19 protein-coding genes, 2 tRNA genes and 2 pseudogenes are annotated in these 25,134 nt (G+C 72.4%); 17 read left to right on the top strand and 6 right to left on the bottom strand.

The genetic code is table 11. From position 1 onward, the window contains the following. Positions 1–110: 110 nt before the first annotated feature. Genes yidC through rpmH form a run of 4 tightly spaced genes read right to left on the bottom strand, consistent with a single transcriptional unit; the run spans position 111 to position 2,286 of the window. Positions 111–1,352: a membrane protein insertase YidC gene (gene yidC, locus BM165_RS12690; RefSeq protein ID WP_075013928.1), complete on the bottom strand. Its 1,242-nt coding sequence runs from the start codon at positions 1,350–1,352 to the stop codon at positions 111–113. Further along, complete coding sequence (yidD, locus tag BM165_RS12685) at positions 1,345–1,755, bottom strand: membrane protein insertion efficiency factor YidD (protein ID WP_075013927.1); 411 nt, start codon at positions 1,753–1,755, stop codon at positions 1,345–1,347. Before yidD ends, yidC begins: the two co-directional genes overlap by 8 nt. Continuing rightward, positions 1,752–2,147: a ribonuclease P protein component gene (rnpA, locus tag BM165_RS12680; RefSeq protein ID WP_075013926.1), complete on the bottom strand. Its 396-nt coding sequence runs from the start codon at positions 2,145–2,147 to the stop codon at positions 1,752–1,754. The genes yidD and rnpA overlap by 4 nt, the downstream gene beginning before the upstream one ends. 1 nt (position 2,148) lies before the next feature. Beyond that, on the bottom strand, positions 2,149–2,286 hold the full coding sequence (gene rpmH / locus BM165_RS12675; protein ID WP_040338882.1) for a 50S ribosomal protein L34: 138 nt from the start codon (positions 2,284–2,286) through the stop codon (positions 2,149–2,151). Between the two features lie 662 nt (positions 2,287–2,948). On the opposite strand from rpmH, the gene dnaA reads away from it, so the two are divergent. The 7 genes from dnaA (at position 2,949) to BM165_RS12640 (ending at position 12,178) form a co-directional block, all read left to right on the top strand. Further along, the gene (gene dnaA, locus BM165_RS12670) at positions 2,949–4,820 is read left to right on the top strand and encodes a chromosomal replication initiator protein DnaA (RefSeq protein ID WP_075013925.1); all 1,872 of its coding nucleotides are present in this window, start codon (positions 2,949–2,951) and stop codon (positions 4,818–4,820) included. 841 nt (positions 4,821–5,661) lie between these two features. Then, complete coding sequence (dnaN, locus tag BM165_RS12665; protein WP_244274204.1) at positions 5,662–6,807, top strand: DNA polymerase III subunit beta; 1,146 nt, start codon at positions 5,662–5,664, stop codon at positions 6,805–6,807. Positions 6,808–6,921: 114 nt separating this feature from the next. Further along, the gene (gene gnd / locus BM165_RS12660) at positions 6,922–7,863 is read left to right on the top strand and encodes a phosphogluconate dehydrogenase (NAD(+)-dependent, decarboxylating) (protein ID WP_075013923.1); all 942 of its coding nucleotides are present in this window, start codon (positions 6,922–6,924) and stop codon (positions 7,861–7,863) included. A 12-nt stretch (positions 7,864–7,875) separates the two neighbouring features. After that, the gene (recF, locus tag BM165_RS12655; protein ID WP_075013922.1) at positions 7,876–9,039 is read left to right on the top strand and encodes a DNA replication/repair protein RecF; all 1,164 of its coding nucleotides are present in this window, start codon (positions 7,876–7,878) and stop codon (positions 9,037–9,039) included. Beyond that, positions 9,036–9,536: a DciA family protein gene (locus tag BM165_RS12650; protein ID WP_075013921.1), complete on the top strand. Its 501-nt coding sequence runs from the start codon at positions 9,036–9,038 to the stop codon at positions 9,534–9,536. Before recF ends, BM165_RS12650 begins: the two co-directional genes overlap by 4 nt. A gap of 13 nt (positions 9,537–9,549) precedes the next feature. Beyond that, entirely contained in the window at positions 9,550–10,341 is a 792-nt protein-coding gene (locus BM165_RS12645; protein ID WP_177225187.1) for a hypothetical protein, read from the top strand. A gap of 4 nt (positions 10,342–10,345) precedes the next feature. Beyond that, positions 10,346–12,178, top strand: a complete 1,833-nt coding sequence (locus BM165_RS12640; RefSeq protein WP_280140712.1) for an ABC transporter ATP-binding protein — start codon at positions 10,346–10,348, stop codon at positions 12,176–12,178. 157 nt (positions 12,179–12,335) lie between these two features. Here the strand turns inward: BM165_RS12640 and BM165_RS12635 are convergent, their stop codons facing one another. After that, a complete protein-coding gene (locus BM165_RS12635; RefSeq protein WP_075013920.1) occupies positions 12,336–13,850 on the bottom strand; it encodes an SDR family oxidoreductase in 1,515 nt (504 codons plus the stop codon). A gap of 292 nt (positions 13,851–14,142) precedes the next feature. Here BM165_RS12635 and gyrB point away from each other — a divergent pair, with 292 nt between their 5' ends. From gyrB to BM165_RS12610, 6 genes are all read left to right on the top strand, one after another. Continuing rightward, positions 14,143–16,179: a DNA topoisomerase (ATP-hydrolyzing) subunit B gene (gene gyrB / locus BM165_RS12630; RefSeq protein ID WP_075013919.1), complete on the top strand. Its 2,037-nt coding sequence runs from the start codon at positions 14,143–14,145 to the stop codon at positions 16,177–16,179. A gap of 105 nt (positions 16,180–16,284) precedes the next feature. Further along, positions 16,285–18,753, top strand: a complete 2,469-nt coding sequence (gyrA, locus tag BM165_RS12625; RefSeq protein ID WP_075013918.1) for a DNA gyrase subunit A — start codon at positions 16,285–16,287, stop codon at positions 18,751–18,753. Between the two features lie 380 nt (positions 18,754–19,133). Continuing rightward, entirely contained in the window at positions 19,134–19,760 is a 627-nt protein-coding gene (locus BM165_RS12620) for a DUF3566 domain-containing protein (RefSeq protein WP_244274203.1), read from the top strand. A gap of 58 nt (positions 19,761–19,818) precedes the next feature. Further along, a tRNA-Ile gene (locus tag BM165_RS12615) sits at positions 19,819–19,892 on the top strand. A 69-nt stretch (positions 19,893–19,961) separates the two neighbouring features. Continuing rightward, complete coding sequence (locus tag BM165_RS24770) at positions 19,962–20,111, top strand: DLW-39 family protein (RefSeq protein ID WP_177225186.1); 150 nt, start codon at positions 19,962–19,964, stop codon at positions 20,109–20,111. A 22-nt stretch (positions 20,112–20,133) separates the two neighbouring features. Continuing rightward, positions 20,134–20,209: transfer RNA gene (locus BM165_RS12610), tRNA-Ala, on the top strand. 214 nt (positions 20,210–20,423) lie between these two features. On the opposite strand, the pseudogene BM165_RS25695 reads toward BM165_RS12610, so the two are convergent. Next, a pseudogene (locus tag BM165_RS25695) lies at positions 20,424–20,657 on the bottom strand (site-specific integrase); the annotation flags it as partial. 2,568 nt (positions 20,658–23,225) lie between these two features. On the opposite strand from BM165_RS25695, the gene BM165_RS12600 reads away from it, so the two are divergent. From BM165_RS12600 to BM165_RS12585, 4 genes and pseudogenes are all read left to right on the top strand, one after another. Then, the gene (locus BM165_RS12600; protein WP_075013916.1) at positions 23,226–23,780 is read left to right on the top strand and encodes a hypothetical protein; all 555 of its coding nucleotides are present in this window, start codon (positions 23,226–23,228) and stop codon (positions 23,778–23,780) included. A gap of 180 nt (positions 23,781–23,960) precedes the next feature. After that, positions 23,961–24,293, top strand: a complete 333-nt coding sequence (rpsF, locus tag BM165_RS12595) for a 30S ribosomal protein S6 (RefSeq protein WP_280140715.1) — start codon at positions 23,961–23,963, stop codon at positions 24,291–24,293. 206 nt (positions 24,294–24,499) lie between these two features. Then, positions 24,500–24,755 (top strand): annotated as a pseudogene (locus BM165_RS12590) (IS5/IS1182 family transposase); the annotation flags it as partial. A gap of 80 nt (positions 24,756–24,835) precedes the next feature. Then, positions 24,836–25,134 (top strand): IS5/IS1182 family transposase (locus tag BM165_RS12585; RefSeq protein ID WP_075012029.1); only part of this gene is annotated, 299 nt, incomplete at its 3' end.

Below are 25,134 nucleotides of genomic sequence, written 5' to 3'. Positions count from 1 at the left end.
TGCGGGCAGCCGGGTGGACCCGGGGGTCGGGGGGCGGCCCGCGCCGCGTGGTGTCGCGGCGGCGCGGGCGGCGGGCGTCCGGGGAGCGGGTCCCGGCGGACGCGGGGAGGTCAGCGCCGCTTGCGCTTCCCGCCGGTACCGGCGGGGCGGCCGTGCGGTGCGCGGTTGGCCGGGCGTGCGCCCCGGCTGCCGGAGCCCCGCGGCGCGGGGCCACCGGCGGCCGTGGCGCCGCCGCCCGTGCCGCCGTCGACGCCGTCGCCGGGCGTCCCGGGGTCGGCGACGCCGTCAGCGGGCGCCGCCGTGCCGTTCACCCCGGTGCCGTTCACCCCGCTGGCGGTGGCGCCGCCCTTCGGGACCTCGGTGGCGCCGCCCTTCGGGACCTCGGTGGCGCCGCCCTTCGGGACCTCGGTGGCGCCGCCCTTCGGGACCTCGGTGCCGCCGCCCTTGGTCAGCGTCACACCGGGGGTCGCGGGACGGCCGCCCTTGGGGCGGACGGGCTTGGCACCCGGCTTGGGGGCCAGCGTCTTCGGGTCGACGGCCGGCTTGTCGGCGGCGGCCCGGGCCTTGGCGGCGGGGGAGCCGGGCGGGGGCATCTTGCGCAGGATGAAGAACTGCTGGCCCAGCGTCCAGGTGTTGTTGACCAGCCAGTACAGGAGCACGCCGATCGGGAAGAAGAAGCCGGTGATGAAGAGGCTGATCGGCATGCCGTAGAGCAGGACCTTCTGCACCATCGCGGCCTGGCCCTCGACCGGGCCGGAGCGCGCCATGATCTGCTTCTGCGTGAAGAAGGTCGTCGCGCACATGACGACCATGAGGATCAGGGCGACCGTCCGGATCGGGCCGTAGCCGCCGGTGATCGCGAGGATCGCCTGCTCCTTGGCACCGGTCATGTTGAACGCCGAGGAGATCGGCGCCCCGAACAGCTCGGCCCGGGCCGCCTGGTCGGTGAGCTCGTCGTCCCAGCTGTAGAGGCCCGGGGCGTCCGGCCGCAGGCGGCGCAGGACGTGGAACAGCGCGAGGAAGACCGGGATCTGCGGGAGGATGGGCAGGCAGCCGGCCAGCGGGTTGACCCCGCGCTCCTTCTGCAGCGCCATCATCGCCTGGCTGAAGCCCTGCCGGTCGGCGCCATACTGCTTGCGCAGCTTCTGGATCTCCGGCTGGATCTCCTGCATCGCCCGCTGGCTCTTCACCTGCTTGACGAACAGCGGGAAGAGGATGAGCCGCACGGTGACGACGAGGAACGCGATCGACAGCGCCCAGGTGATGCCACCGGCGGGGTCGAGGAACGTCGAGAACACCGTGTGCCACGTCTTCATGACGAAGGCGATCCCGGTGTACAGCCAGTCAAGCAACGCCAGCCTCCTGCTGCGGGGGCCGGCGGTCAGCCGGCGGGGTCTCGGGGGCGGGACGACGCGGTCCGTCGGCGGCGGCTCCCGGGAGAGGTGCCGCTGTCATCGACGTGCGGGCGTCGCCGCCGGTTCCGGGGGTCGTCGTCCCGCGACGCGGCGGGACGGGGTCGTAGCCACCGGGGTGCCACGGTGCGCACTTCAGCAGCCGCCGCAGCGCCAGCCACGACCCGCGGGCGGCGCCGTGCACGGCGACGGTCTCGGCGGCGTAGGCACTGCAGGTGGGCGCGAAGCGGCACCGCGGCGGCAGGGCCGGGCTGATGGCCCGGGAGTAGAAGCCGATCGCGGCCAGCAGGGCCCGGGCGAGCGGCCCGCGGCGGCCGGGCTGCCCGGGGGAGGGGAGGCTCACGAGGACCGCGTCCGCTCGGCGAGCAGGCGGTCCAGGCCGGCGGCGAGGTCGCGGCGCAGCACCGCCGAGGGCGCGGTGCCGGCCTCGGGCCGGGCCCGCACGACGAGGTCGGCGGTGTCCGGCAGCCGGTCGAGCTCCTCGCGGACGGCGGCACGCAGCCGGCGGGTCACGCGGTGACGGACCACGGAGTTGCCGACCGCCTTCCCGACGACGAAGCCGGCCCGGGGGCCGGCCGCACCGCTCCCGGACACACCGAGACCCCCGGCCGTGGCGGCCGGGGGTCGGACGGGGAGGTAGTGGAGCACCATGGTCGGCCGACCGGCACGCCGGCCCGACCGGACGACCGCGGTGAACTCCGGACGCCGGCGCAGGCGTGCCTGCGCGGGCAGCACCTCAGGCGGAGAGCTTCTCGCGACCCTTGCGCCGGCGGCCGGCGAGGATCGCGCGGCCCGCGCGGGTGCGCATCCGCAGCCGGAAGCCGTGGGTCTTGGACCGGCGGCGGTTGTTCGGCTGGAAGGTGCGCTTGCTCACGGGGTACTCCTGGCGGGACGTCGACGGTGCGGACCCACCGGTGGGCAGGCACGCGTGCGGGGCACGGGCGGATCGGCGCGAGCCGCTCCCCGGGCCCCTGAGGCGGGTCTCCGCGCACGCCGCCCCACGGCGGGAGTGCACGGACTCCGCCCATCATAACCAGGGGACGGCGGGTGCCCGCGAGCAGCGTGTACCCGGTCCTCCGGCACGGCCGCGGGCCGGGAGTGACCCGTCAGGCTGCACCGTCCAGGAGGACACGGGGTGTCGGCACGCCGACCGGGAGCAGACGACACGCCGAACGACACGCGCACCGGACGGCTCCCGGGCACCGCGACGTCGTTGCCGGGCTGTGGACGGGGCTGTTAGCGTCGCCCCGCTCCGTACCGGACGACCAGGTCCGGTCCGGGAGCCGACCACCCGGTCGACCGACCGCCGTCCGCTCCGAGCCGTCTCCCGACCTCCCTCCCGACCGGCGACGACGCCACCACCGTCTGACATCCACAGGTCGACATGGTGCCGTGTCGCCGGTCGTGCACAGCCTGTGGACACTCGTGTGGAACCCGTGTGTCCGGATGTCCACAAGCGGACAGCCGCGGCACCGGGGCCCGGGACACCCGGGGGTCGCTCACACGGGGACAGAAGAGCTTGGGGAGGACACGGCCATGGCCGATGCCACGGTGGACCTGGCGGAGGTCTGGGACTCGGTCCGTGAACGGCTGGCGACCAGCCTGACCCGGCAGCAGAACGCGATGCTCAACCTCACCCGGCCGGTGGGCCTGGTGGGCGGTACCGCGGTGCTCGCGGCCCCCAACGAGTTCACCCAGACCGTGCTGGAGTCCCGCATGCGCCGGGTGCTGGCCGAGGCGCTGTCGGAGCAGCTCGGCCGCGACATCGGGGTCGCGATCCAGCTGGAGGACAGCCCGGCCGACGTCGCCCCCGCGGAGGCCGAGGCGCCCACCCGCCGGCCGTGGACGCCGGTCGCCGTCGAGCCCAGCGACGAGGACCGCGAGCGGGCCGACGACGGCCGCAGCGCCTTCGGGGTGCGCAGCGACGCCCGCCCGCTGGAGCGCTCGCCCTTCGACGGGTCCGACGCCGCCCGGGGCCACCGGGAGGACGGTCGCTACGGCGACGACGGTTACGCGGGGGACCGCTACGGCAACCGCTACGAGCCGGCGCGCGGTGACGTCCGCCCACCGGCCGAGGTGCCGTTCGACGCCCGGCCCGGCACTGGTGACCCCGCCGGTGACGGTGCGGGCGAGTGGGGCGGCACCGACTGGAGCCCGGCGGTCCGCCCGCGCAGCGCGAGCCGGCGCCGCGGCGTCCGCCCGGGTGAGGGCGCGGAGGTGCTGCCCTTCGACCTCGGCGACGGCGCCGACGAGGACGGCGACGACCCGGACGGCCCCGGCGGCCAGCCCGCCGGTCGGCGCGGGGGCGGCGCGGCCCGCGGCGGCGGGGGAGCGGTGCCGCTGTTCGGCGACCGCCGTCCGCCCGCCGGCCAGGACCCGGGGCTCAACCCCAAGTACGTCTTCGACAGTTTCGTCATCGGCAACAGCAACCGGTTCGCGCACGCCGCGGCGGTCGCCGTCGCCGAGGCCCCGGCGCGGGCCTACAACCCGCTGTTCGTCTACGGCGACTCCGGCCTCGGGAAGACCCACCTGCTGCACGCGATCGGGCACTACGCGGCGCGGATGTTCCCCAACGTGCGGGTGCGCTACGTCAGCACCGAGGAGTTCACCAACGAGTTCATCAACCTGGTGCACTCCGGGCGGGCCGAGGACTTCCGCCGGCGCTACCGCGACATCGACTTCCTGCTCATCGACGACATCCAGTTCCTGGAGCGCGCCGAGCGGACGCAGGAGGAGTTCTTCCACACGTTCAACACCCTCCACAACGCCAGCAAGCAGATCGTCATCACCTCCGACCGGGCGCCGAAGAAGCTGACGACGCTGGAGGACCGGCTGCGGACCCGGTTCGAGTGGGGGCTGATCACCGACGTCCAGGCCCCCGACCTCGAGACCCGCATCGCGATCCTGCGGAAGAAGGCCTACGGGGAGCGGCTGCAGGTGCCCGACCCGGTGCTGGAGTTCATCGCCAGCAAGGTGCAGACCAACATCCGCGAGCTCGAGGGCGCGCTGATCCGGGTGACGGCGTTCGCGTCGCTGAACAAGCAGCAGGTCGACCTGCCGCTGGCCGAGCTCGTCCTCAAGGACCTGATCAGCGACGAGCAGGGCCCGCAGATCACCGCGGCGATCATCATGGCGGCGACCGCGGAGTACTTCTCCGTGACGATGGAGGAGCTGCAGGGCTCCAACCGCAGCCGCACGCTGGTCAACGCCCGCCAGATCGCCATGTACCTGTGCCGGGAGCTCACCGAGCTGTCCCTGCCGCGGATCGGCGCCTCCTTCGGCGGCAAGGACCACACCACGGTCATGCACGCCGTCAAGAAGATCACCAACCTGATGAGCGAGCGCCGGGCGACGTACACGCAGGTCACCGAGCTCACCGCCCGCATCAAGAGCCGCGCCCGGCAGTAGCCCGGCGCCGTCCTCACCGAGCGGCTGTCCACAGTCCGGGGGCGACCGGTGAGGACGGTCATCGCCCGTGCTCCCGCGGTTTCCCGGGCGGTCGGCGGCCCCCGAGCTGTCGACTCGTCGAGGAGTTGTCCCCAGGGATGTGCACACCCTGGGGAGATCGTGATCGCGCCGGGGCCGGTGGACGGCGCGACGCCGTGACACCGGGTGCCGTCCCCAGGGCACTCCCCAGCGTGTGCATCCAGCCCCGGTCGCCGCGCTGACCTGCGCCGATCGGCCGTCGCGGCGCCGTCGTCCCCACCTCCCGGGGGCCCGGGACCGCCGGCCGCCGCCGCGTCGCGCCCCGGCTGGGCACGCACTGGGGACATCCCGGGGGAGGACGGGGGACAGGACGTGGACGGCTGGGGGTCGCTGTGCACGGCCGTCGAGATGTCCACGTGTCGACAACAGCAGGACACCGGTTGCCCACACCGGGCCAACATGTCGACTTCGGCGCTGACCTGCACGAAGGGCCTCGATCCCCAGCTTCCACACCGGTGATGACGAAGATGAGGGATAGAGATCGAGGATTCCTTGAACCCCAGTAGGGGTGGGGACGCTGCGGCCCGGGGGGCCTCGCGCAGGAAGGACAACAGCCAGGGAGAGGGGACGGGAACGGACTCGCGGGACGGGTGAGCACACCTGATCGGGTCCCGGGTTCCCCGATGTCGGCCCCGGCGGGCACGATGAGCCCCGCAACAGGCAGAGCACCACTCCCGGACGGCACGGACGCCGGGGACCGGTGGTGCGCAGACGACGGCAGTGGGCCGTGCAGAGCTGGGGTGGGTCGGTCATGGAGTTCCGGGTGACACGCGAGGTGCTCGCCGATGCCGTCGCGTGGACGGCGCGCAGCCTGCCGCCACGCCCGTCCGTGCCGGTGCTGGCCGGCATCCTGTTGGAGGTCGACGGCGCGCAGCTGTCGGTGTCGGGCTTCGACTACGAGGTGTCCGCGCGCGCCGAGGTCGACGTGCAGGCCGCCGAGAGCGGGCGGGTCCTGGTCCCCGGCCGGCTGCTGGCCGAGATCACCCGAGCCCTCCCGCCGCACCCGGTCGACATCCGCGCCGAGGGCCCCCGCCTGTCCATCACGTGCGGCAATGCCCGGTTCAGCCTGCCGACGCTGCCGGTGGAGGACTACCCGTCCCTGCCCTCGATGCCGTCGTCGGCCGGCGTCGTCGACAGCGACGTCTTCGCCGAGGCGGTCGGCCAGGTCGCCGTCGCCGCCGGGCGCGACGACACCCTGCCCATGCTCACCGGCGTGCGCCTGGAGATCGAGGACGACCGGGTGACCCTGGCGGCCACCGACCGCTACCGCCTCGCCGTGCGGGAGTTCGCCTGGCGCCCGGAGACCCCCGGGATCTCCGCCGCGGTGCTCGTTCCGGCGCGCACGCTCGCCGACGCCGCCCGCACGCTGACCAGTGGCCCGGAGATCACCGTCTCGCTGTCCTCGGGCGGCTCCGGCGAGGGCATCCTCGGCCTGTCGGGCAAGGACCGGCAGACCACCACCCGGCTACTCGACGCCGAGTTCGTCAAGTACCGGGCGATCATGCCGAGCGAGTCGGCGGCCAACGCGACGCTGCCGGTCGTGCAGTTCACCGACGCCGCCAAGCGCGTGGCGCTGGTCGCCGAGCGGGGCACGCCGCTGCGCTGCGAGTTCACGCCCGGTCAGGTCACCCTGCGCGCCGGCGGCAGCGACGACGAGGGGCAGGCCGAGGAGCGCTGCGACGTCGAGTTCGACGGCGACCCGCTGACGATCGGCTTCAACCCGACGTTCCTGCTCGACGGGCTGGCCGCGGTGCACACCGGCCGCGCGCGGATGGACTTCACCAGCCCGCTCAAGCCCGCGGTGCTCTCCGGCGTGGAGGAGCCGGCCACCGACGACGACGCCGCCCGCCCGGCCGAGCGGCCGGGCAGCTACCGGTACCTGATCATGCCGGTGCGCCTGCCCGGCTAGCCGGAGGACCCTCCTGCCCCCGCCGTCCGCCCGCGCACGGCGGGGACCTGCAGGAGAACCGCCCGACGGGCACGATGAGCACTGATCCGGGACCGCGAAGAGGGGACTTCTGTCGTGCAGCTAGGGCTGATCGGGCTGGGCAAGATGGGCGGCAACATGGCCACGCGGCTGCGCCGCGCCGGTCACGAGGTGGTCGGCTTCGACCACCACCCGGAGAAGCGCGACGTCGACAGCCTGGAGGCGCTGGTCGGGGCCCTGGCGGCCCCGCGCGTCGTCTGGGTGATGGTCCCCGCGGGTGAGCCCACCCGCGCCACCATCCGTGAGCTGCGCGACCTCCTCGGCGAGGGCGACGTCGTCATCGACGGCGGGAACTCCAAGTACACCGACGACCAGGTCAACGCCGACCTGCTGGCCGAGCGCGGCATCGGGTACCTCGACTGCGGGGTCTCCGGCGGCGTGTGGGGCCTGGAGAACGGCTACGCGCTGATGGTGGGCGGCTCGGCGGAGGACGTCGAGAAGGTGCGGCCGGTGTTCGACGACCTCAAGCCGCCCTCCCCGCACGACGAGCGGGGCGAGCCGATGCCCGGCATCGGGTTCGTGCACGCCGGCCCCGTCGGCGCCGGTCACTACGCGAAGATGGTCCACAACGGCATCGAGTACGCGCTCATGCAGGCCTACGGCGAGGGCTACGAGCTGCTGGCCGCCGTCGACCTCGTCGAGGACGTCCCCGGCGTCATCGCCTCCTGGACCCAGGGCACCGTCATCCGCTCGTGGCTGCTGGACCTGCTGGTGAAGGCGCTGCAGGAGGACCCGCGCCTGGACCGGATCAGGGGCTACGCCGAGGACTCCGGCGAGGGCCGGTGGACGGTGATGGAGGCCATCGACAACGCCGTCCCCATGCCGACGATCGCCGCGTCGCTGTTCGCCCGCTTCTCCTCGCGCCAGGAGGACTCGCCGACGATGAAGGCGGTCGCCGCGCTGCGCAACCAGTTCGGCGGGCACGCGGTGCACGCCATCGAGGCCGGCGGCTCCACGGAGCTGGAGAAGCCCGCGTGACGCGCGGCTGAGGTGTACGTCCGGCACCTGCAGCTGGTGGACTTCCGCAGCTGGGCGAAGGTCGACCTGGCGCTGCGGCCGGGCCCGACGGTGTTCGTCGGCCGCAACGGCGAGGGCAAGACCAACCTCGTCGAGGCGGTCGGCTACCTCGCCACGATGGGCAGCCACCGCGTGTCCGGCGACGCGCCGCTGGTCCGGCACGGCGCCGGGCAGGCGGTGGTCCGGGCGGCGCTGCGCCGCGAGGAGCGCGAGCTGCTCGTGGAGGTGGAGATCAACCCGGGCCGGGCCAACCGGGTCCGGGTCAACCGCTCGGCGCTGCCGCGGCCGCGCGAGCTGCTCGGCCTGGTCAAGAGCGTGCTCTTCGCCCCGGAGGACCTCGCCCTGGTGCGCGGGGACCCCGCCGAGCGCCGCCGGTTCCTCGACGACCTGCTGGTCAGCCGTACGCCCCGGCTGGCCGGGGTGCGCAGCGACTACGACCGCGTCCTCAAGCAGCGCAACGCGCTGCTCAAGACCGCGCGGCTGGCCCGCGGCGACGCGCTGGCCACCCTCGACGTCTGGGACACCCACCTCGTCGAGCTCGGCGGGCAGCTGCTGGCCGCGCGGCTGGCGCTGGTGGCCGACCTGGCGCCGCACGTCGCGCGGTCCTACGCCGCCGTCGCCGGGGCCGGCGCCGTCGCCGCGGGCCTCGGCTACACCAGCACCGTGCCGCTGGCCGGGGACGGCGTCCCGCTGCAGCCCGGCACCCCGCCGCCGCGGGCGGCCGAGCTGTCCGCGGCGCTGCGCGAGCGGGTGGCCGAGCGCCGCCGCGAGGAGGTCGAGCGCGGGATGACGCTGGTCGGCCCGCACCGCGACGACCTCGTGCTGCACCTGGGGCCGGCCCCGGCCAAGGGCTTCGCCAGCCACGGCGAGTCGTGGTCGCTGGCCCTGGCGCTCAAGCTGGGCTGCTTCGCGCTGCTGCGGGCCGACGGCGAGGAGCCGGTGCTGGTGCTCGACGACGTCTTCGCCACCCTCGACGCCGGCCGCCGGGCCGCGCTGGCCGAGGTCGCCCGCTCCGCCGAGCAGACGCTCATCACCGCCGCCGTCCTCGACGACGTGCCCGGGGAGCTGCGCGGCGCGCGGGTGGAGGTCGGCGCGGGGACGGCGACACTGGTGGCCGACGAGGAGGGGACCCCGTGAGCGACGACCGGCCTCCGCGGCCCAGCGACATCGCCCGCGCCGCCCTCGAGGCCGCCCGGGCGGCGTCGGCGGCGCGGCCCGCGCCCACCCGCCGCCGGGTGGCCGGCCCGCGACGCAGGTGGACGGGGCCGGGCCCCGGCGAGGACGACCCGCAGCCGCTGGCCCGGCTGGTCGACTCGCTGGTCACCACGCAGGACTGGACGGAGAACACCCGCGTGGGCGCCGTCTTCGGCCGCTGGTCGGCGCTGGTCGGGCCCGACATCGCCGCGCACTGCCGCCCGGAGACCCTGACCGAGGGCGAGCTGCTCGTCGTCGCCGAGTCGACCGCCTGGGCCACCCAGCTGCGGCTGCTCGCGCCGACCATCCTCGCCAAGCTGAGGGCGAACGTCGGCGGGGACGTGGTGACCCGGTTGCGCGTTGTCGGACCGACGGCCCCCAGCTGGAAGAAGGGCCCGCGGTCGGTCCGCGGGCGGGGGCCCCGCGACACGTACGGATGAGGACGGTGCCCCGATGAGCAGCCCCCGAGACGACGACCGGCCCGGCGACGACCCCCGCGACGACCCCCGCCCCGGCCACGACCCCCGCCCCGGCGACGCCGGCCCGCAGGAGCCGGACCACCTCGGCGACGGCGAGCGGTCGGACGAGCGCGCGCCCGCCGCGATGCCGCAGACGGTCACCTGGGGAGCCCGGCCGCGGACGCCGTCCGTCGTCGAGCAGGTGTTCCGCTACCAGGGCGACACCGTGGGCGCGCAGGGCTGGGCGCTGCAGCACGGCTGGACGATCTCCGACGGCACCACCCCGCAGGACGCCGTCCTCGCCGAGCTGGTGGCCACCGCACCGGTCCGCGCCACCCGCGACCACCGACCGGCCGGCGTGATGCGCGGGCGGGCGGGGACCGTCGAGCTGGTCGCCTTCGACGTCACCTTCGTCGACAAGCGGTACTCCGTGCCCGAGTACGCCGTCACCGCGGCGCCGGTGCTGCTCCCGCTGCCGGGGCTGCGGCTGTCCCCCGTCCGCTTCTGGCGGCACCGCACCGGCGGCCTGCTGCACGTGCCCAGCGGTGACGCCGCCTTCGACGCCCGGTGGGTGCTGCTGGCCGCGGAGGACGGTCCGGGCGTGCGGGGGCTGGTCGCCGACGAGACGGTGCGCGGCCTGCTGATGGCCTCCGACGACGGCGACGAGTTCTGGTCCGCGGCCGGCCACCTCGCCGCCGTCCGCCCCGACGGCCACCGCCCCGAGCTCATCGAGCACCACGCCCGGCTGCTGGGCGCGATGGTCGCCGCGCTCGCTGCCGCCGCCTGACCCCGTGACCGCCGACCCCGCCACCGTCACCGCCACCGCCACCGCCGAGCCCGTCACCGCTCCCGAGCAGCCGGCGGCCGTCGCCCAGCCCAACGCCTCCCTGCGCGACCTGCTGCCCCTCGTCCGCCCGCACCGGCGGCCGCTGCTCCTGGCCGCGGGGCTCTCGCTGGTCGGCGCGGCCGCCGCCCTCGCCCAGCCCGCGCTCACCGGCCGGGTCATCTCGGCCGTCGGCGCCGGTGAGCCGCTGCTGCCCGCCGTCGTGGCGCTGCTGCTCGTCCTGGTGGCCGGGGCGCTGCTCGACGCGTACCAGTCCTACCTGCTGCAGCGCACCGGGGAGGGCGTCGTCCTCACCACCCGCCGGACGGTCGCCGACCGGCTGCTGCGGCTCCCGGTGGCCGAGTACGACCGGCGCCGCACCGGCGACCTCATGTCCCGCGTCGGTGCCGACACCACGCTGCTGCGCGCCACGGTGACCTCCGGGGTGGTCGAGGTGGTCGGGTCGGCGGTGGTCGGCGTCGGCGCCCTGGTCGCCATGGCGCTCGTCGACGTCTGGCTGCTGCTGGTCACCGTCGGCGCCGTCGCGGTCGGGCTGACCGTGGTGGTGCTGAGCAGCCGGCGGATCCGGAAGCTGTCGCGCCAGGCGCAGGAGGAGGTCGGCGCGATGACGGCGGCCGTCGAGCGGGCGCTGTCGGCGGTGCGCACGATCCGGGCCAGCGGCGCGACCGGCCGCGAGGTCGGCACCGTCGGCGCCAGCGCGGAGCGCGCCTACCGCGCCGGGGTCTCGGTGGCCCGGGTGGAGGCGATCGTGGCGCCGGCCGGGTCGATCGCCGTCCAGGGCGCGTTCCTCGCCGTTCTGGGGCTGGGCGGCTACCGCGTGGCGACCGGCTCGATCGCCGTCGCCGACCTCGTCGCCTTCATCCTCTACCTGTTCCTGCTGGTCATGCCGCTGGGCCAGGCGGTCGGGGCGTGGACGCAGCTGCAGACCGGTCTGGGCGCGCTGGCCCGCATCCAGGAGGTCCTCGTCCTCGAGCCCGAGCGCGACGACGTCCCCGAGGTCCCCGGAGCCGGGACCGGCGCGCCGGCGGCGCCCCGCGTGCCGCCGCCGGGCACCCCGCTGCTCGAGCTCGACGACGTCTCCTTCGCCTATCCCGACGGCACCCGCGTCCTCGACCGGGTGTCCCTGACGGTGCCGGCCGGCAGCCGGGTGGCGCTGGTGGGGCCCTCCGGTGCCGGCAAGTCGACCGTCCTGGCGCTGGTCGAGGGCTTCTACCCGCTCACGGGCGGGGCGATCCGGTGGGCCGGCACCGACGTCCGGGAGCTGCCGCGGGCGGCCCTGCGCGCGAACCTGGGCTACGTGGAGCAGGAGGCGCCGGTGCTGGCCGGCACCGTGCGGGAGAACCTGCTGCTCGCCGCCCCGCACACCACCGACGACGAGCTGTGGGCGGTGCTGGCCGACGTCGGCCTGACCGGGGTGGTGCAGCGCTCGCCGCGCGGGCTGGACGTGCCGGTGGGCGACGAGGGCGTGCTGCTGTCGGGGGGCGAGCGGCAGCGGCTGGCGATCGCGCGGTCGCTGCTGGCCCGCCCGGCGCTGCTGCTGCTCGACGAGCCGACGGCCAGCCTCGACGCCCGCAACGAGAACCTGCTGCGCGAGACGCTGGCCGCCGCGGCCGCCGACCGGGCGCTGCTCGTCGTCGCCCACCGGCTGTCGACGGTGCTCGACAGCGACCAGATCGTCGTCCTCGACGCCGGCCGCGTCGTCGCCCGCGGCACGCACGCCGAGCTGCTGGAGACCAGCCCGCTCTACCGCGAGCTCGCCTCCGCCCAGCTCCTCGTCTGACCCGCCGGGATCAGGTGACCTGATCGTCGGGCGTCCTCCCTCACGTCCCACCGTGCGGGAGGACGCCCTGCGGTGCGGGAGGACGCCGCCCACCCGATCGGCCGGGGTACGGCGCGTGGCCGCGGTGGAGGCCGGCGGGCCGACGGAGCGCTGGGCGTCACGCGGCCCGGCTCGGCGCCGTCGTCTCCTGCCCGCTGTCCGCCTCGGCCGTCTTGGTGATGTTGCGGACCATGCTGCCGAAGACGATCCCGTGGAACGGCGAGACGCTCCACCAGTAGAGCTGGCCGAGCAGCCCGAGCGGGTGGAAGGTCGCCTTCTGCCGCAGCCGGGTGCGCCCGGAGTCGGCTCGTTCCACGTGGAACTCCAGCCAGGCGAGGCCGGGTAGCCGCATCTCGGCGCGCAGCCGCAGCAGGCGGCCCTCGTCGAGCTCCTCGACCCGCCACCAGTCCAGCGCGTCCCCGACGTAGAGGTCACGGGGGTCGCGCCGGCCGCGGCGGAGGCCGACGCCCCCCACCGCCCGGTCGAGCCAGCCGCGCACCTCCCAGGCCAGCGGGAAGCTGTACCAGCCGGTCTCCCCGCCGATGCCCTCGACGACCCGCCACAGCGCCTCGGGCGAGGCGTCGGTCTCCCGGGTCCGCTCGTCGAGGTGGAGGCTGCCGCCGGCCCAGTCGGGGTCGGAGGGCATCGGGTCCGACGGCGCCCCGGGCACCGACGCACCGGTCCACCGGGTGTCGACGGCGTTGGTGCGGACCTTCTGCACGGCCAGCCGCACCGCCTCGTCGAAGCCGAGCAGCCCCTGGGGCGGGTCGGGCACGTACCGCGCGATGTCGTGCTCGGAGCAGACGACGGTGTTGCGCAGGGACTCCACCAGCGGCCGCGCGATGTTCGCCGGGACCGGCGTGATGACGCCGACCCAGTGGCTCGACAGCGACGGCGAGAAGATCGGGACCGGGAGGATCCGCCGCCGCGGCAGGCCGGTGACCTCGGCGTAGCGCTGCATCATCGTGGCGTAGTCCATGACGTCGGGCCCGCCGATGTCGAAGCGGCGGTGCACGTCGGCCGGCAGCGTCGCGACGCCGACCAGGTAGCGCAGCACGTCGCGGATGGCGATCGGCTGGATGCGGCTGTGCACCCACCGCGGCGTCACCATGACCGGCAGCCGCTCGGTGAGGTAGCGCAGCATCTCGAACGACACCGAGCCCGAGCCCAGGATGACCGCGGCCCTCAGCACCACGGTGGGCACACCGGAGCCGAGCAGGATGCGCGCGACCTCGGCGCGCGAGCGCAGGTGCGGCGAGAGCTCCTCGTCGTCCGGTTCGAGGCCGCCGAGGTAGACCAGCCGCCCGACGCCGGCGGCCCGCACCGCACGGGCCATGACCTCCGCGGTCTCGCGGTCGCGGGTCTCGAACTCCTCGCCGATGCCGAGGGAGTGGACGAGGTAGTAGGCGACGTCGACTCCCTCGCAGGCGCGGCGCACGTCGTCGTCGTCGGACGCGTCGCCCTCGGCGATCTCGACGCGGCCGGCCCAGGGGACGTCGCGCAGCTTGCGGGGCGAGCGGGTGAGCACGCGGACGCGGTACCCGGCGGCGAGCAGCTCGGGGACGAGGCGGCCGCCGACGTAGCCGGTGGCCCCGGTGACCAGGCAGGTGAGCGGGCGGTCGGCGGACTCCATGTCGACGAGTCTGCGAGCGTCCCGCTGCCCGTGCCCGACGGCCGGATCGGTTCCGGCCGCCCAGCGTCCCTGGGCGGGCGTGTCGACCCCCGGGCCAGCACCGGTGGTGCAGTCGGTGCCGCGAGTGGCGCAGACGCGACGTCAGGGCGTGCGTGGCGTCGTTCCTGTCGGTGCACCCGGTAACATGGGAGCCAGGAATCCCCAGCAATCCGGCTCAGTGGCGCTGTGCGCCCTCGGACCCCCTCCCCCGTGGGAGGACCCGCGTGCCGGCTGCTCGACAGAAGGGCCCCACGTGGTCGCTCGGACCCAGACTGAGAACAGCTACTCCGGCAGCTCCATCACCGTCCTCGAGGGGCTCGAGGCGGTCCGCAAGCGGCCCGGTATGTACATCGGCTCCACCGGTGAGCGCGGCCTGCACCACATGGTGTGGGAGGTCGTCGACAACTCCGTCGACGAGGCGCTGGCCGGCTACTGCGACACCGTCCGCGTCACCCTGCTGGCCGACGGCGGGGTGCGCGTCGAGGACAACGGCCGAGGCATCCCGGTCGACCTGCACCCGCGCGAGAAGCGCCCCACGGTCGAGGTCGTCATGACCGTCCTGCACGCCGGCGGCAAGTTCGACGGCAAGAGCTACGCGGTCTCCGGTGGTCTGCACGGCGTCGGCGTCACCGTCGTCAACGCGCTGTCCAGCGCGCTCGACGTGCGGATCTGGCGCGACGGCCGGGAGTGGACCCAGTCCTACTCGCTGGCCAAGCCCGGCCCGCTGCAGGAGGTCGGCCCCACCACCAAGCGCGGTACCCAGATCACCTTCTGGGCCGACGGCGACATCTTCGAGACGACGACCTACTCGTTCGACACGATCAGCCGGCGCCTGCAGGAGATGGCCTTCCTCAACAAGGGCCTGACCATCGTCCTGCGCGACGAGCGGCCCGGTCACGGCAAGGCCGAGACGGGCCTGTCCGACGAGGCCTCGATGGCCGAGGTGGCCACCGCCCCCGGCCACGAGGACGCCGCCGTCGAGCCCACCGAGATCACCTACCGCTACGACGGCGGCCTCGAGGACTACGTCCGCCACATCAACGCGAAGAAGAACCCGATCCACCGCTCGATCGTCGGGTTCGGCGCCGAGGGCCTCGGCAAGAACGACATGCGCATGAGCGTCGAGGTCGCGATGCAGTGGTCGGAGGCCTACTCGGAGTCGGTCTACTCCTTCGCCAACACGATCAACACGCACGAGGGCGGCACCCACGAGGAGGGCTTCCGCACCGCGCTGACCTCGATCGTCAACCGCTACGCCGTCGAGAAGAAGATCCTCAAGGACAAGCCGGAGGACAAGCTCACCGGTGAGGACATCCGCGAGGGCCTGGCCGCGATCGTCTCGGTGAAGATCGGCGACCCGCAGTTCGAGGGCCAGACGAAGACCAAGCTCGGCAACACCGAGGTGAAGGGCTTCGTGCAGCGGATCTGCAACGAGCAGATCTCGCACTGGTTCGAGGCCAACCCGGCCGAGGCCAAGACGATCATCACCAAGGCGTCGTCGGCCGCCCGGGCCCGCCGCGCCGCGCAGGACGCGCGCAAGCTGGCCCGCAAGAGCCTGCTCTCGGTGAGCGGCCTGCCCGGCAAGCTGGCCGATTGCCGCTCGACCGACCCGCGCAACTCCGAGGTCTACATCGTCGAGGGCGACTCGGCCGGCGGCTCGGCGAAGTCCGGCCGCGACTCGATGTACCAGGCGATCCTGCCCATCCGAGGCAAGATCATCAACGTCGAGAAGGCGCGCATCGACCGGGTGCTCAAGAACACCGAGGTCCAGTCGATGATCACGGCGTTCGGCACCGGCATCCACGACGAGTTCGACATCACCAAGCTCCGCTACCACAAGATCGTGCTCATGGCCGACGCCGACGTCGACGGCCAGCACATCAGCACGCTGCTGCTGACGCTGCTCTTCCGCTTCATGCGGCCGCTGGTCGAGGGGCAGTACGTCTACCTCGCCAAGCCCCCGCTGTACAAGATCAAGTGGGGCGGCAAGATCGGTGACGAGTACGCCTACAGCGACCGGGAGCGGGACGCCGTCGTCCGGGCCGGCGTGGAGGCCGGCCGCAAGATCAAGGACGAGATGATCCAGCGGTTCAAGGGGCTCGGCGAGATGAACGCCAGCGAGCTGTGGGAGACCACGATGAACCCCGAGACCCGCATCCTGCGGCAGGTCACCCTCGAGGACGCCGCCGCCGCCGACGAGATCTTCAGCGTGCTGATGGGCGAGGACGTCGAGGCCCGCCGCAGCTTCATCACCCGCAACGCCAAGGACGTCCGCTTCCTCGACGTGTGAGTCGAAGGACCCCCTCGCCGCCCACGCCTCGTTCCGCGCAGGCGGAAGGCCTCTGCGAGGGGGCCACGTCCCACCTCTGTGCGATCCACCGGAGAGAACTGAACCGTGACCGAGACACCCCCCCGCGACCGCGTCGAAGCGGTCGACCTCCAGCAGGAGATGCAGCGCAGCTACATCGACTACGCCATGAGCGTGATCGTCGGGCGCGCGCTGCCCGAGGTCCGTGACGGCCTCAAGCCGGTGCACCGGCGCGTCCTCTTCGCCATGTACGACCAGGGCTTCCGCCCTGACCGCGGCTACGTCAAGTGCGCCCGCCCGGTCGCCGAGGTCATGGGCAACTACCACCCGCACGGCGACTCGGCGATCTACGACGCCCTCGTGCGGCTGGCCCAGCCGTGGTCGATGCGCTACCCGCTCATCGACGGCCAGGGCAACTTCGGCTCCCCGGGCAACGACCCCGCGGCGGCCATGCGCTACACCGAGTGCCGCCTCACGCCGCTGGCCATGGAGATGCTGGCCGGCATCGACGAGGAGACCGTCGACTTCCAGGGCAACTACGACGGCCGCACCGAGGAGCCCGTCGTCCTGCCCTCGCGGATCCCCAACCTGCTGGTCAACGGGTCGGCCGGCATCGCCGTCGGCATGGCCACCAACATGCCGCCGCACAACCTGCGCGAGGTGGCCGAGGCCGTCTTCTGGATGCTCGACCACCCCGAGGCGGAGGCCGAGGAGGCCCTCACCGCGTGCATGGAGCGGATCAAGGGTCCCGACTTCCCGACCCACGGCCTCATCGTCGGCCGGGACGGCATCGAGGACGCCTACCGCACCGGCCGCGGCTCGGTGCGCATGCGCGCGGTGGTCACCGTCGAGGAGGACGCCCGCGGCCGCGTCCAGCTCGTCGTCACCGAGCTGCCCTACCAGGTCAACCCGGACAACCTCGCCGAGGCGATCGCCGACGGGGTCAAGGAGGGCCGGCTGCAGGGCATCAGCGAGATCGCCGACGAGTCCAGCGACCGCGTCGGCCGCCGGCTCGTGATCACCCTGCGCCGCGACGCCGTGGCCAAGGTCGTGCTGAACAACCTCTACAAGCACACCCAGCTGCAGACGTCCTTCGGCTGCAACATGCTCTCCATCGTCGACGGCGTCCCGCGGACGCTGCGCCTCGACGAGCTCGTCCGGCACTGGGTCAACCACCAGATCGAGGTCATCCAGCGGCGGACGCGCTACCGGCTGCGCAAGGCCGAGGAGCGCGCGCACATCCTGCGCGGCTACGCCAAGGCCCTCGACCAGCTCGACGCCGTCATCGCGCTCATCCGCAGCAGCGAGTCGGCCGAGGCCGCCCGCACCGGCCTCATGGAGCTCCTCGACGTCGACGAGATCCAGGCGGTCTCGATCCTCGACCTGCAGCTGCGCCGGCTGGCCGCCCTCGAGCGGCAGCGGATCCTCGACGAGCTCTCCGAGATCGAGGCCCGCATCGCCGACCTGCAGGCCATCCTCGCCTCGCCCGAGCGGCAGCGGCAGATCGTCCGCGACGAGCTGGCCGAGATCGTCGACAAGTACGGCGACGACCGGCGCACGCAGTTCGTCGCCAACGACGGTGACGTGTCGATGGAGGACCTCATCGCGGAGGAGGAGGTCGTCGTCACCATCACCCGCACCGGCTACGCGAAGCGGACGAAGAGCGACCTCTACCGCTCGCAGCGCCGCGGCGGCAAGGGCGTGATGGGGGCCCAGCTCAAGCAGGACGACCTCGTCGACCACTTCTTCGTGGGCTCCACCCACGACTGGATCCTGTTCTTCACGAACAAGGGCCGCGTCTACCGGGCCAAGGCCTACGAGCTGCCGGAGGCCAACCGGACCGCCCGCGGCGCGCACGTGGCCAACATCCTGGCGTTCCAGCCCGACGAGAAGATCGCCCAGGTCATGCAGATCAAGGACTACGGCGTCGCGCCGTACCTGGTCCTGGCGACGGCGAACGGGCAGGTCAAGAAGACGCGGCTGAGCGACTTCGACTCCCCGCGCAGCGGCGGCGTCATCGCCATCAACCTGCGCGAGAACGACGAGCTGGTCGGCGCCGCGCTCATCGACCCCGAGCACGACCTGCTGCTGGTCACCCGCGCGGCGATGTCGATCCGGTTCAAGGCCGACGACGCGACGCTGCGGCCGATGGGCCGGGCGACCGAGGGCGTGCGCGGCATCTCGCTGGCCCCCGGCGACCGGCTGCTGTCGATGATGGTCGTCGAGGAGGGCGTCGACGTCCTGGTCGCGACCGAGCGCGGGTTCGCCAAGCGCACCGGCATCGAGAACTACCCGAACCAGGGCCGCGGCGGCAAGGGCGTGCTCACCGCCGACCCCAAGGCGCGCAAGGGTGCGCTGGTCGGGGCGCTGGCGGTGCGGCTCGGCGACGAGTTGTACGCGATCACCTCGGGTGGCGGCGTCATCCGCACGCCGGTCAACGGGGTGCGGCACAACAAGGACCGCGCGACCATGGGTGTCAAGCTCATGAACTTGCCGGAGGACGTGACGATCGTGGCGATCGCGCGGACGACGGACAACGACGAGCCCGCCGCCTAGGGTGAGACCGGGAGCAGGCGCGGCGTGACCGGCGGTCACGCCGCGCCTCCGGCTCCCGCTGACGGACACGACCGGCGCCCGGGCGCCCCCGGCACCACGCCGGAGGACCCGGGCGCGAGAGCGCGGCGAGGGCCGCAGGCGAACGGGAGAACGGCATGAGCGACCGGCCGCAGGCGGTGCGCACCGGAGCCCGCCCGGAAGGCGCGGCCGGAGCGGGCGGGGTCCCGGCGACGGGCTCGGCGCCCGCCACCGGTCAGACCCCCGTGCCCTCCGGAGCCTCTCCCGCGGGGGCGACCCCGAGCGGGGCCGGTCCGGCGCTGACCAAGCCGGTCACCGGCGCGGTCCCCGCCCAGCAGGCCCCGCCACAGGGGACGCAGCAGGTGACCCAGCAGGTCCAGCGCCCCGCCGACGCGACGATGCCGCCGCCGACGGGTGCCGGCCAGGTGGTCCCGCCCGCGGTCGCCGCCGCTGCGGCCGCCCGGGCTCCCCAGCAGGCCGCCCCGGTCCAGAGCGCCCCGGTCCAGGCCCCGCCGCAGGGCGCCCCGCAGCAGGCCGGTCAGCAGCAGGCCGGTCAGCAGCAGGCCGGTCAGCCGGCCGTGGCCCAGCCTGCCGCCCGCGCGGCCAAGGGCCGCGGCAACCGCGGTCCCCGGCGGGCCCGGCTGCAGCTGCGGCACATCGACACGTGGTCGGCGCTGAAGATCTCGCTGGTCCTGTCGATCGCGCTGTTCTTCGTCTGGATGGTCGCCGTCGGGCTGCTCTACGGCGTCCTGTCCGGCCTCGGCGTCTTCGACACCCTCAACGACCTGTTCGGCCAGCTCGGCACCTCCTCCGGTGGGGAGGGCGGCGGTGACGTCATCACGCCGGGCATCGTCTTCGGCGGCGCGGCCGTCATCGGCGCCATCAACATCGTGCTGTTGACCGCCCTCGCCACCGTGGCGGCGTTCGTCTACAACCTCTGCGCCGACCTCGTCGGTGGCCTGGAGGTCACCCTCGCCGAGCGCGACTAGCGGGCGGACCCCCTCGCAGAGCGTCCTCGCCCGGCAACGTATGCTGGTCGAGGTCCACGGGCCTGTAGCTCAGGCGGTTAGAGCGCATCCCTGATAAGGATGAGGCCGGAGGTTCAAGTCCTCCCAGGCCCACCCGTGAACCGGTGCCTCCGGCACCGTGGCAGTGCGGCTCCGTCCGTGGTCGTCCCCAGGAGGTACCGCGTGCTCAAGAAACTGGCCCTGGCCGCCGTCGCGGCCGGCGCCGTCGCCGCCGTCCGTCGCCGGTCGGCCGGGGCGGGCAAGGCCGAGGCCGACCTCTGGCACGAGGCCACCAACGGCCCGCAGGCCGTCAGCCGCCCCACCAGCCGCTGACCCGGCTCCGCGAGGAGCCCCCGGGGACGTAGCTCAATTGGCAGAGCACCGCCTTTGCAAGGCGGGGGTTAGGGGTTCGATTCCCCTCGTCTCCACCACCTCTACACCCGCCCTGACCTGCGCTTTCTCCTCGCGCAGCGGGCCGACTGGAGCCTCCGGAGAGGCTCCAGTCCGCAGGGAGTCCGCACGCGGTCCGCAGGAGCGGTCGCGAAGGGCGTCCAACCGGTCGGCGACGTCGTCGAGGTCGTCGTCAAAGAGGTCGGCGTAGCGGTCGAGCGTCATAGCCGCCGACGCGTGCCCGAGCATCCGCTGCACGGCCTTGACGTTGGCGCCGGCGCTGACGGCCAGGGACGCCGCGGTGTGCCGCAGCTCGTGGGGCGTCCGGCCCGGGACGCCGATGGCGCGGGCCGCCTCGTCGAACCAGGCGGCCCGGGCGTTGCGGTTGCGGAGCACCGCGCCCTGTGGGGACGGGAACGCCAGCTCGTCCGCGGGCCGGGTGACGACGGTCCGGGCCAGCTCGTCGACGAGAAAGCGCGGCAGAGGCACGGTGCGGCGGCTGTGGCTCTTGGGTGTCCCCCAGACCAGGTGCCCGTCCGTCGACCTCGGTGACTGCTTCCTCGATGAGCACGCGGCGACGGAGCAGGTCGAAGTGCCGGACCCGGAGTGCGGCGAGCTCGGACCAGCGGAGTCCGCAGTAGCCGAGGACCAGCACGACCAGCCGTCCGGGGCCGGCCGCTCCAGCGAGCGCCTCCACCTGTGCAGCGGTGAGGTAGCGCCGACGTCCCTGCTCGAGCGGAGGCAGAGCCACCCCGAGCGCGGGGTTGAGGACCAGGCGGCGGTCCCGCACCGCCAGGCCGAGGATCCCGGACAGCACGCCGTGGGCCTTCCGGACAGACGCCCCGGAGAGGCCGCGATCGCTGAGTTCTGCAAGCCAGGCCTGCACGTCGCTGTGCGCCACGCGGACCAACGGGACGCCAGTCCAGCGGGGCAGCAGGTGGCTGCGCAGGACGTCGTCGTAGCGGGCCCGGGTGGTGGGCTTTAGGTTGATCTTGCCCGCGAGCCACACCGGAGCCAGGTCGCCGATGGTGATCCTCGCTCGGGCCGGGTCTACATATGTGCCGGTCTGCACCGCCGCGGTCACGCCGTCGAGCCATGCCTGCGCATCGACCCTGCGGTCGAAGTGCCGCGCGTGCTCGCGCCCACCGGCGTCCCGGTACCGGGCCCTCCAACGCCCATCAGGTCGGCGAGCGAGGTTGCTCATGACAGTCCTCCGCAGGCGGCGTAAGGCAGCACCTCCTCCGCATAACCGAGGGACAAGCAGGCAGCAAGGGCCCGCAGAGCATCTGTGGACAGGGACTGGATCTGTGGATGCGCTGATCCGCGACAGGCTCACATCGCATTGGCGGGTACGGGGCGTCAGCCCCGACATGATCTCGGGCTCCGCCCTGACCAGCGCCTGAAGTCTCCAGTGGGGCTCTGACCTCCAGGTTTAGCGTTGCCATAGGAGTGTGCTGATCTGTTCCGTACGGCCCTTCTGCTGCGGACTGGCTGCGGACTGCGGCAGTGAGCACGGTCAGCGGGCTGGGCAACGCAGGGCCGCTCAACGGCTGCCTGCCCGTGTCCCTGAAGGCGCTTCAGGGAGAGGGGTGGCAGCACCGTCGGCCGACTGATCGACCTCGATCGCGATAGCCCCCGGTGCCAAGCAAGCTTCCTACATGCGTTGGTCGCGGACGCTCAATACACCACGCGGTGTCTTCTGATGCCGCGTGGGGTCGGCCCTCGTGATGGTGGTCTTCGGGGTGCTCGTCTTTTGTCTTCGGGGACGAGGATGACCAGATCATTGGTGGAGCTGCCTTCCTCACCGCGTTGGGGGACGCGGGGATGGCGGTTGAGCAATGGCCAGTGCTGCGGCCGGCCAGGGGACGGACAGCTTGCGAGCTGCCGAGCTAACCGCAAGGCGTCCCATGTCTCTGAGTGGGCTGCTCAGGGACGTCACCGCCAGCCCGCTGCCGCGGGTCTCTTTGAAGACGTTGCGGAAGTAGGTCCTCGGTTCCTGTCGGGCTGCGCTGCGTCGGCGCAGGGTGCAGGGCATGTCGCCGAAGGTGTCTCCCGCCGCCGCAGCTGATTCTCGGCACCGAAGCTGTGGTGATTGTCAAATCTGCTGCAGCGCTGTTGACTTTCGATTCCTGCGCCGCGCACGTCACGGTACTGCCACGAGTCGCCTTCTGCTGGCGTGCGGTGCTCATGACCCGCACATAAGCTCGGATGCACCGCAAACTAGTGGCTATGTTTCAGTCATTGCTTGACCGGTAGGTGCGCCACTGGCGATAAGCAGCGGCCATTAAGCCCCCATGGTTGGGCTGCGTACCGCTCGCGGACGGTAGTCAGCGAGATGTGCGTAGGTGATGTGCAGCCGCCAACTCCACGATCGTGGCTCAAGGCGGCGTCAGACATGGATGCGGGTACCGCCCCGCCCGGGAGGGTGCTTGTGATCCACCGGAGTGGACTGGTCATGCCCCACTTTGCTCGGTGGGCGGGCGGTATTCCTCGCAATCCACATTGCGCTCGTGGTCATCGGCGGGTCGGTGCTCCTGCGTCCGCAACGCTGCGGTTGAGGGCGGAGGCTCGCACCGGGTCATGGCGGCCGAAGTTCCCGCAACCCTTGCCGTGGTTTGAAGGACGCTTGACCCACCTAGCCGCGCTCGTGCTGCCGCCGGCTATGCCACGACGAGACGATTCTCGGGCGGTGCGTGAGATTCATCGCGGTAGGTCGGGCTGCCAAGTAGGGCATCAAAGGGCGACAACTTCATGCCTGGTGCTACGAACACCTAGCTCGTGTCGGTGTCCCATTTGCCTGTAGTCGGGCACGCCGGAAGTGCAGGATCTCGCGGATGAGGATTCGCGGCGGGGTTTACCACTACGGGTGGCCCTGCCGCGACCTACACCCGTCGCCCCCAGGGCGTCAGGCGAAAGAGGGAACATCTCGCAACGCCTGGCTCACACACCGTCAGCCGAGTCGAGAAGCGTAACATGTCTGGCTCTAGACGAGCACGACATCCTACGGGCAGTCTAGTCGGAGAGGACATGGGCGGTTCTGGAGAGGGAGAGCTGGAGGTGAGGGCGCTGGCCAACGACGCTGAAGCGACGTGGGTTGAACCCACCCCCGCTGATATTGCCAAACACGAGGACTTGTACGAGATCACGTACAAGGAAGCCACTCGCACGCTTGACGATCAGTCAGCGGAGGTCAACAACGCCCGGACGAGGGCGGTTCAGTACCTCGCGTTCGTCGGGTCAGCTACGGCATTCCTGCTCGGTACCGCCGTTAAGGACATAACGCAAAGGGATGGAACTTTCTATGTAATTGCAACCGCTGGTTCCAGTCTCGCGCTGCTAGGGCTGGTCTGCATCGCAGCCCTTCTCAACCCGTGGCAGACGCCACTGTACAAGCGGGTCGAGCCTAAACTCCTGTTGGTCAATTTCATTGAACGCCAAGTGCCCATCCCCAACAAGGCGGAAATGTTCCGCGAGCTTTCGATCCACTTCGAGAACTGGCAGAGCGCCAATCAGCGACGATTGAAGTCGGTACGCATCCTCTATTTTGCATCCATCCTGCTCGGTAGTCTTCAACTTCTCCTCTGGGCAACTCTCACCTGGCTCGCAGGGTAGGCTTCATGCGGCCCGCGTACGGTGGGTGGCCTCGCGATCTAGAGGAGTCATGGTGGAGGACGAGCCGGCGGCCCGCCTCCCCTGGCGGCGGCCCAAGAAGGAGCCGCCGCCCTCAGTTCCGACCAAGGAGGGTCCGACTCCTAGCACGGCTCCGCCTGGCGGGCAAATCCGACTACCCATCTGCTTGCGAGGGCTACCACCGGAGGCACGAGCTCCCGTCAGGGGCTACGTCATTACGAACTGATGGTTATTCTCGATCCGGATTTGGAGGAGCGCGCCATCGCTCCCTCCCTCGATCGGTTCTTGACCGTCGTCACCAACAGCGGTGGCACCGTTAAGACCGAGATTTGGGGCCGGCGGAGGATGGCCTACGAAATCAAGAAGCATGTCGAGGGCATCTATGCCATCGTTGATATCCAGGCGGAGCCGGCTGCCGTCGCTGAACTCGACCGGCAGCTCAACCTCAACGAGTCCGTCCTGCGGACTAAACTGATTCGGCCTGATATTCATTGACCGTCGGGACGTAGCGTCAGTTGGTCAACGGGCGACCTCAACAGGCTGGGCGGCTCACGTTTAAAATGTAGGCCACTGTCAGTTTTCTTCGACTCAATGTTCGCGGTTGAATGGCGACGCACACCCATGCCCGCTCCAAGAAGACGATGCGGAAGTAGGTACTCGGGCTCTGTCCGTCAATGGCCGGTCGACGCAGGCTGCCGGGCATGCCGTCGTCGGCGCCTTCCCTGCCTACGCGGCTGATCATTAGCGGGCTGTGCGCGCTGCTCGAGGCGCTGATCCCACCGCGAAAGCGGGCGATGTGCGGCCGCACCGGCCGGTCCCGGGTCTCCGACCGGGACCGGCTTGAGGACATCGCCTTTGTGCTCTCCACCGACATCGGCTGAGCCAAGCTCCTCGACCGAGTTGGGCTACGGGTCGGGCTGGACCTGCTGGCGGCGTATGCACAAATGGGCCGACGCCCGGTGCCCCCCACGGAGCCGGAGCGGGCGCCTAGGGCGTGTCTCCCAAACGGCCGCCTGATGCGGGTGGATCGTTTGGAGATGGCTCGCTCGGCGGTGCTGTCTGACGAGGATTGGGCTCGGCTGGAGCCGTTGCTGCCCAGCTCGGCCGGGATGCGCGGGCGGCCGTTTCGAGATCACCGGCAGGTGCTCGAGGGCATCGTGTTCCGCTACCGGACCGGCTGCGCGTGGCGGGACCTGCCGGTGGAGTTCGGGCCGTGGCAGACGGTGTGGAAACGACACCACCGGTTCAGCCTCGATGGCACCTGGGACCGGATCCTCACCGCGCTGCAGGCCCGCGCGGATGCCGCCGGTGAGCTGGACTGGACGGTGAGCGTGGA

Source organism: Geodermatophilus obscurus, from assembly GCF_900115395.1.
Lineage (GTDB): Bacteria > Actinomycetota > Actinomycetes > Mycobacteriales > Geodermatophilaceae > Geodermatophilus > Geodermatophilus obscurus_B.
The sequence above is the reverse complement of the archived record's forward strand: the minus strand, read 5'-3'. Positions and strand labels throughout refer to the sequence as shown.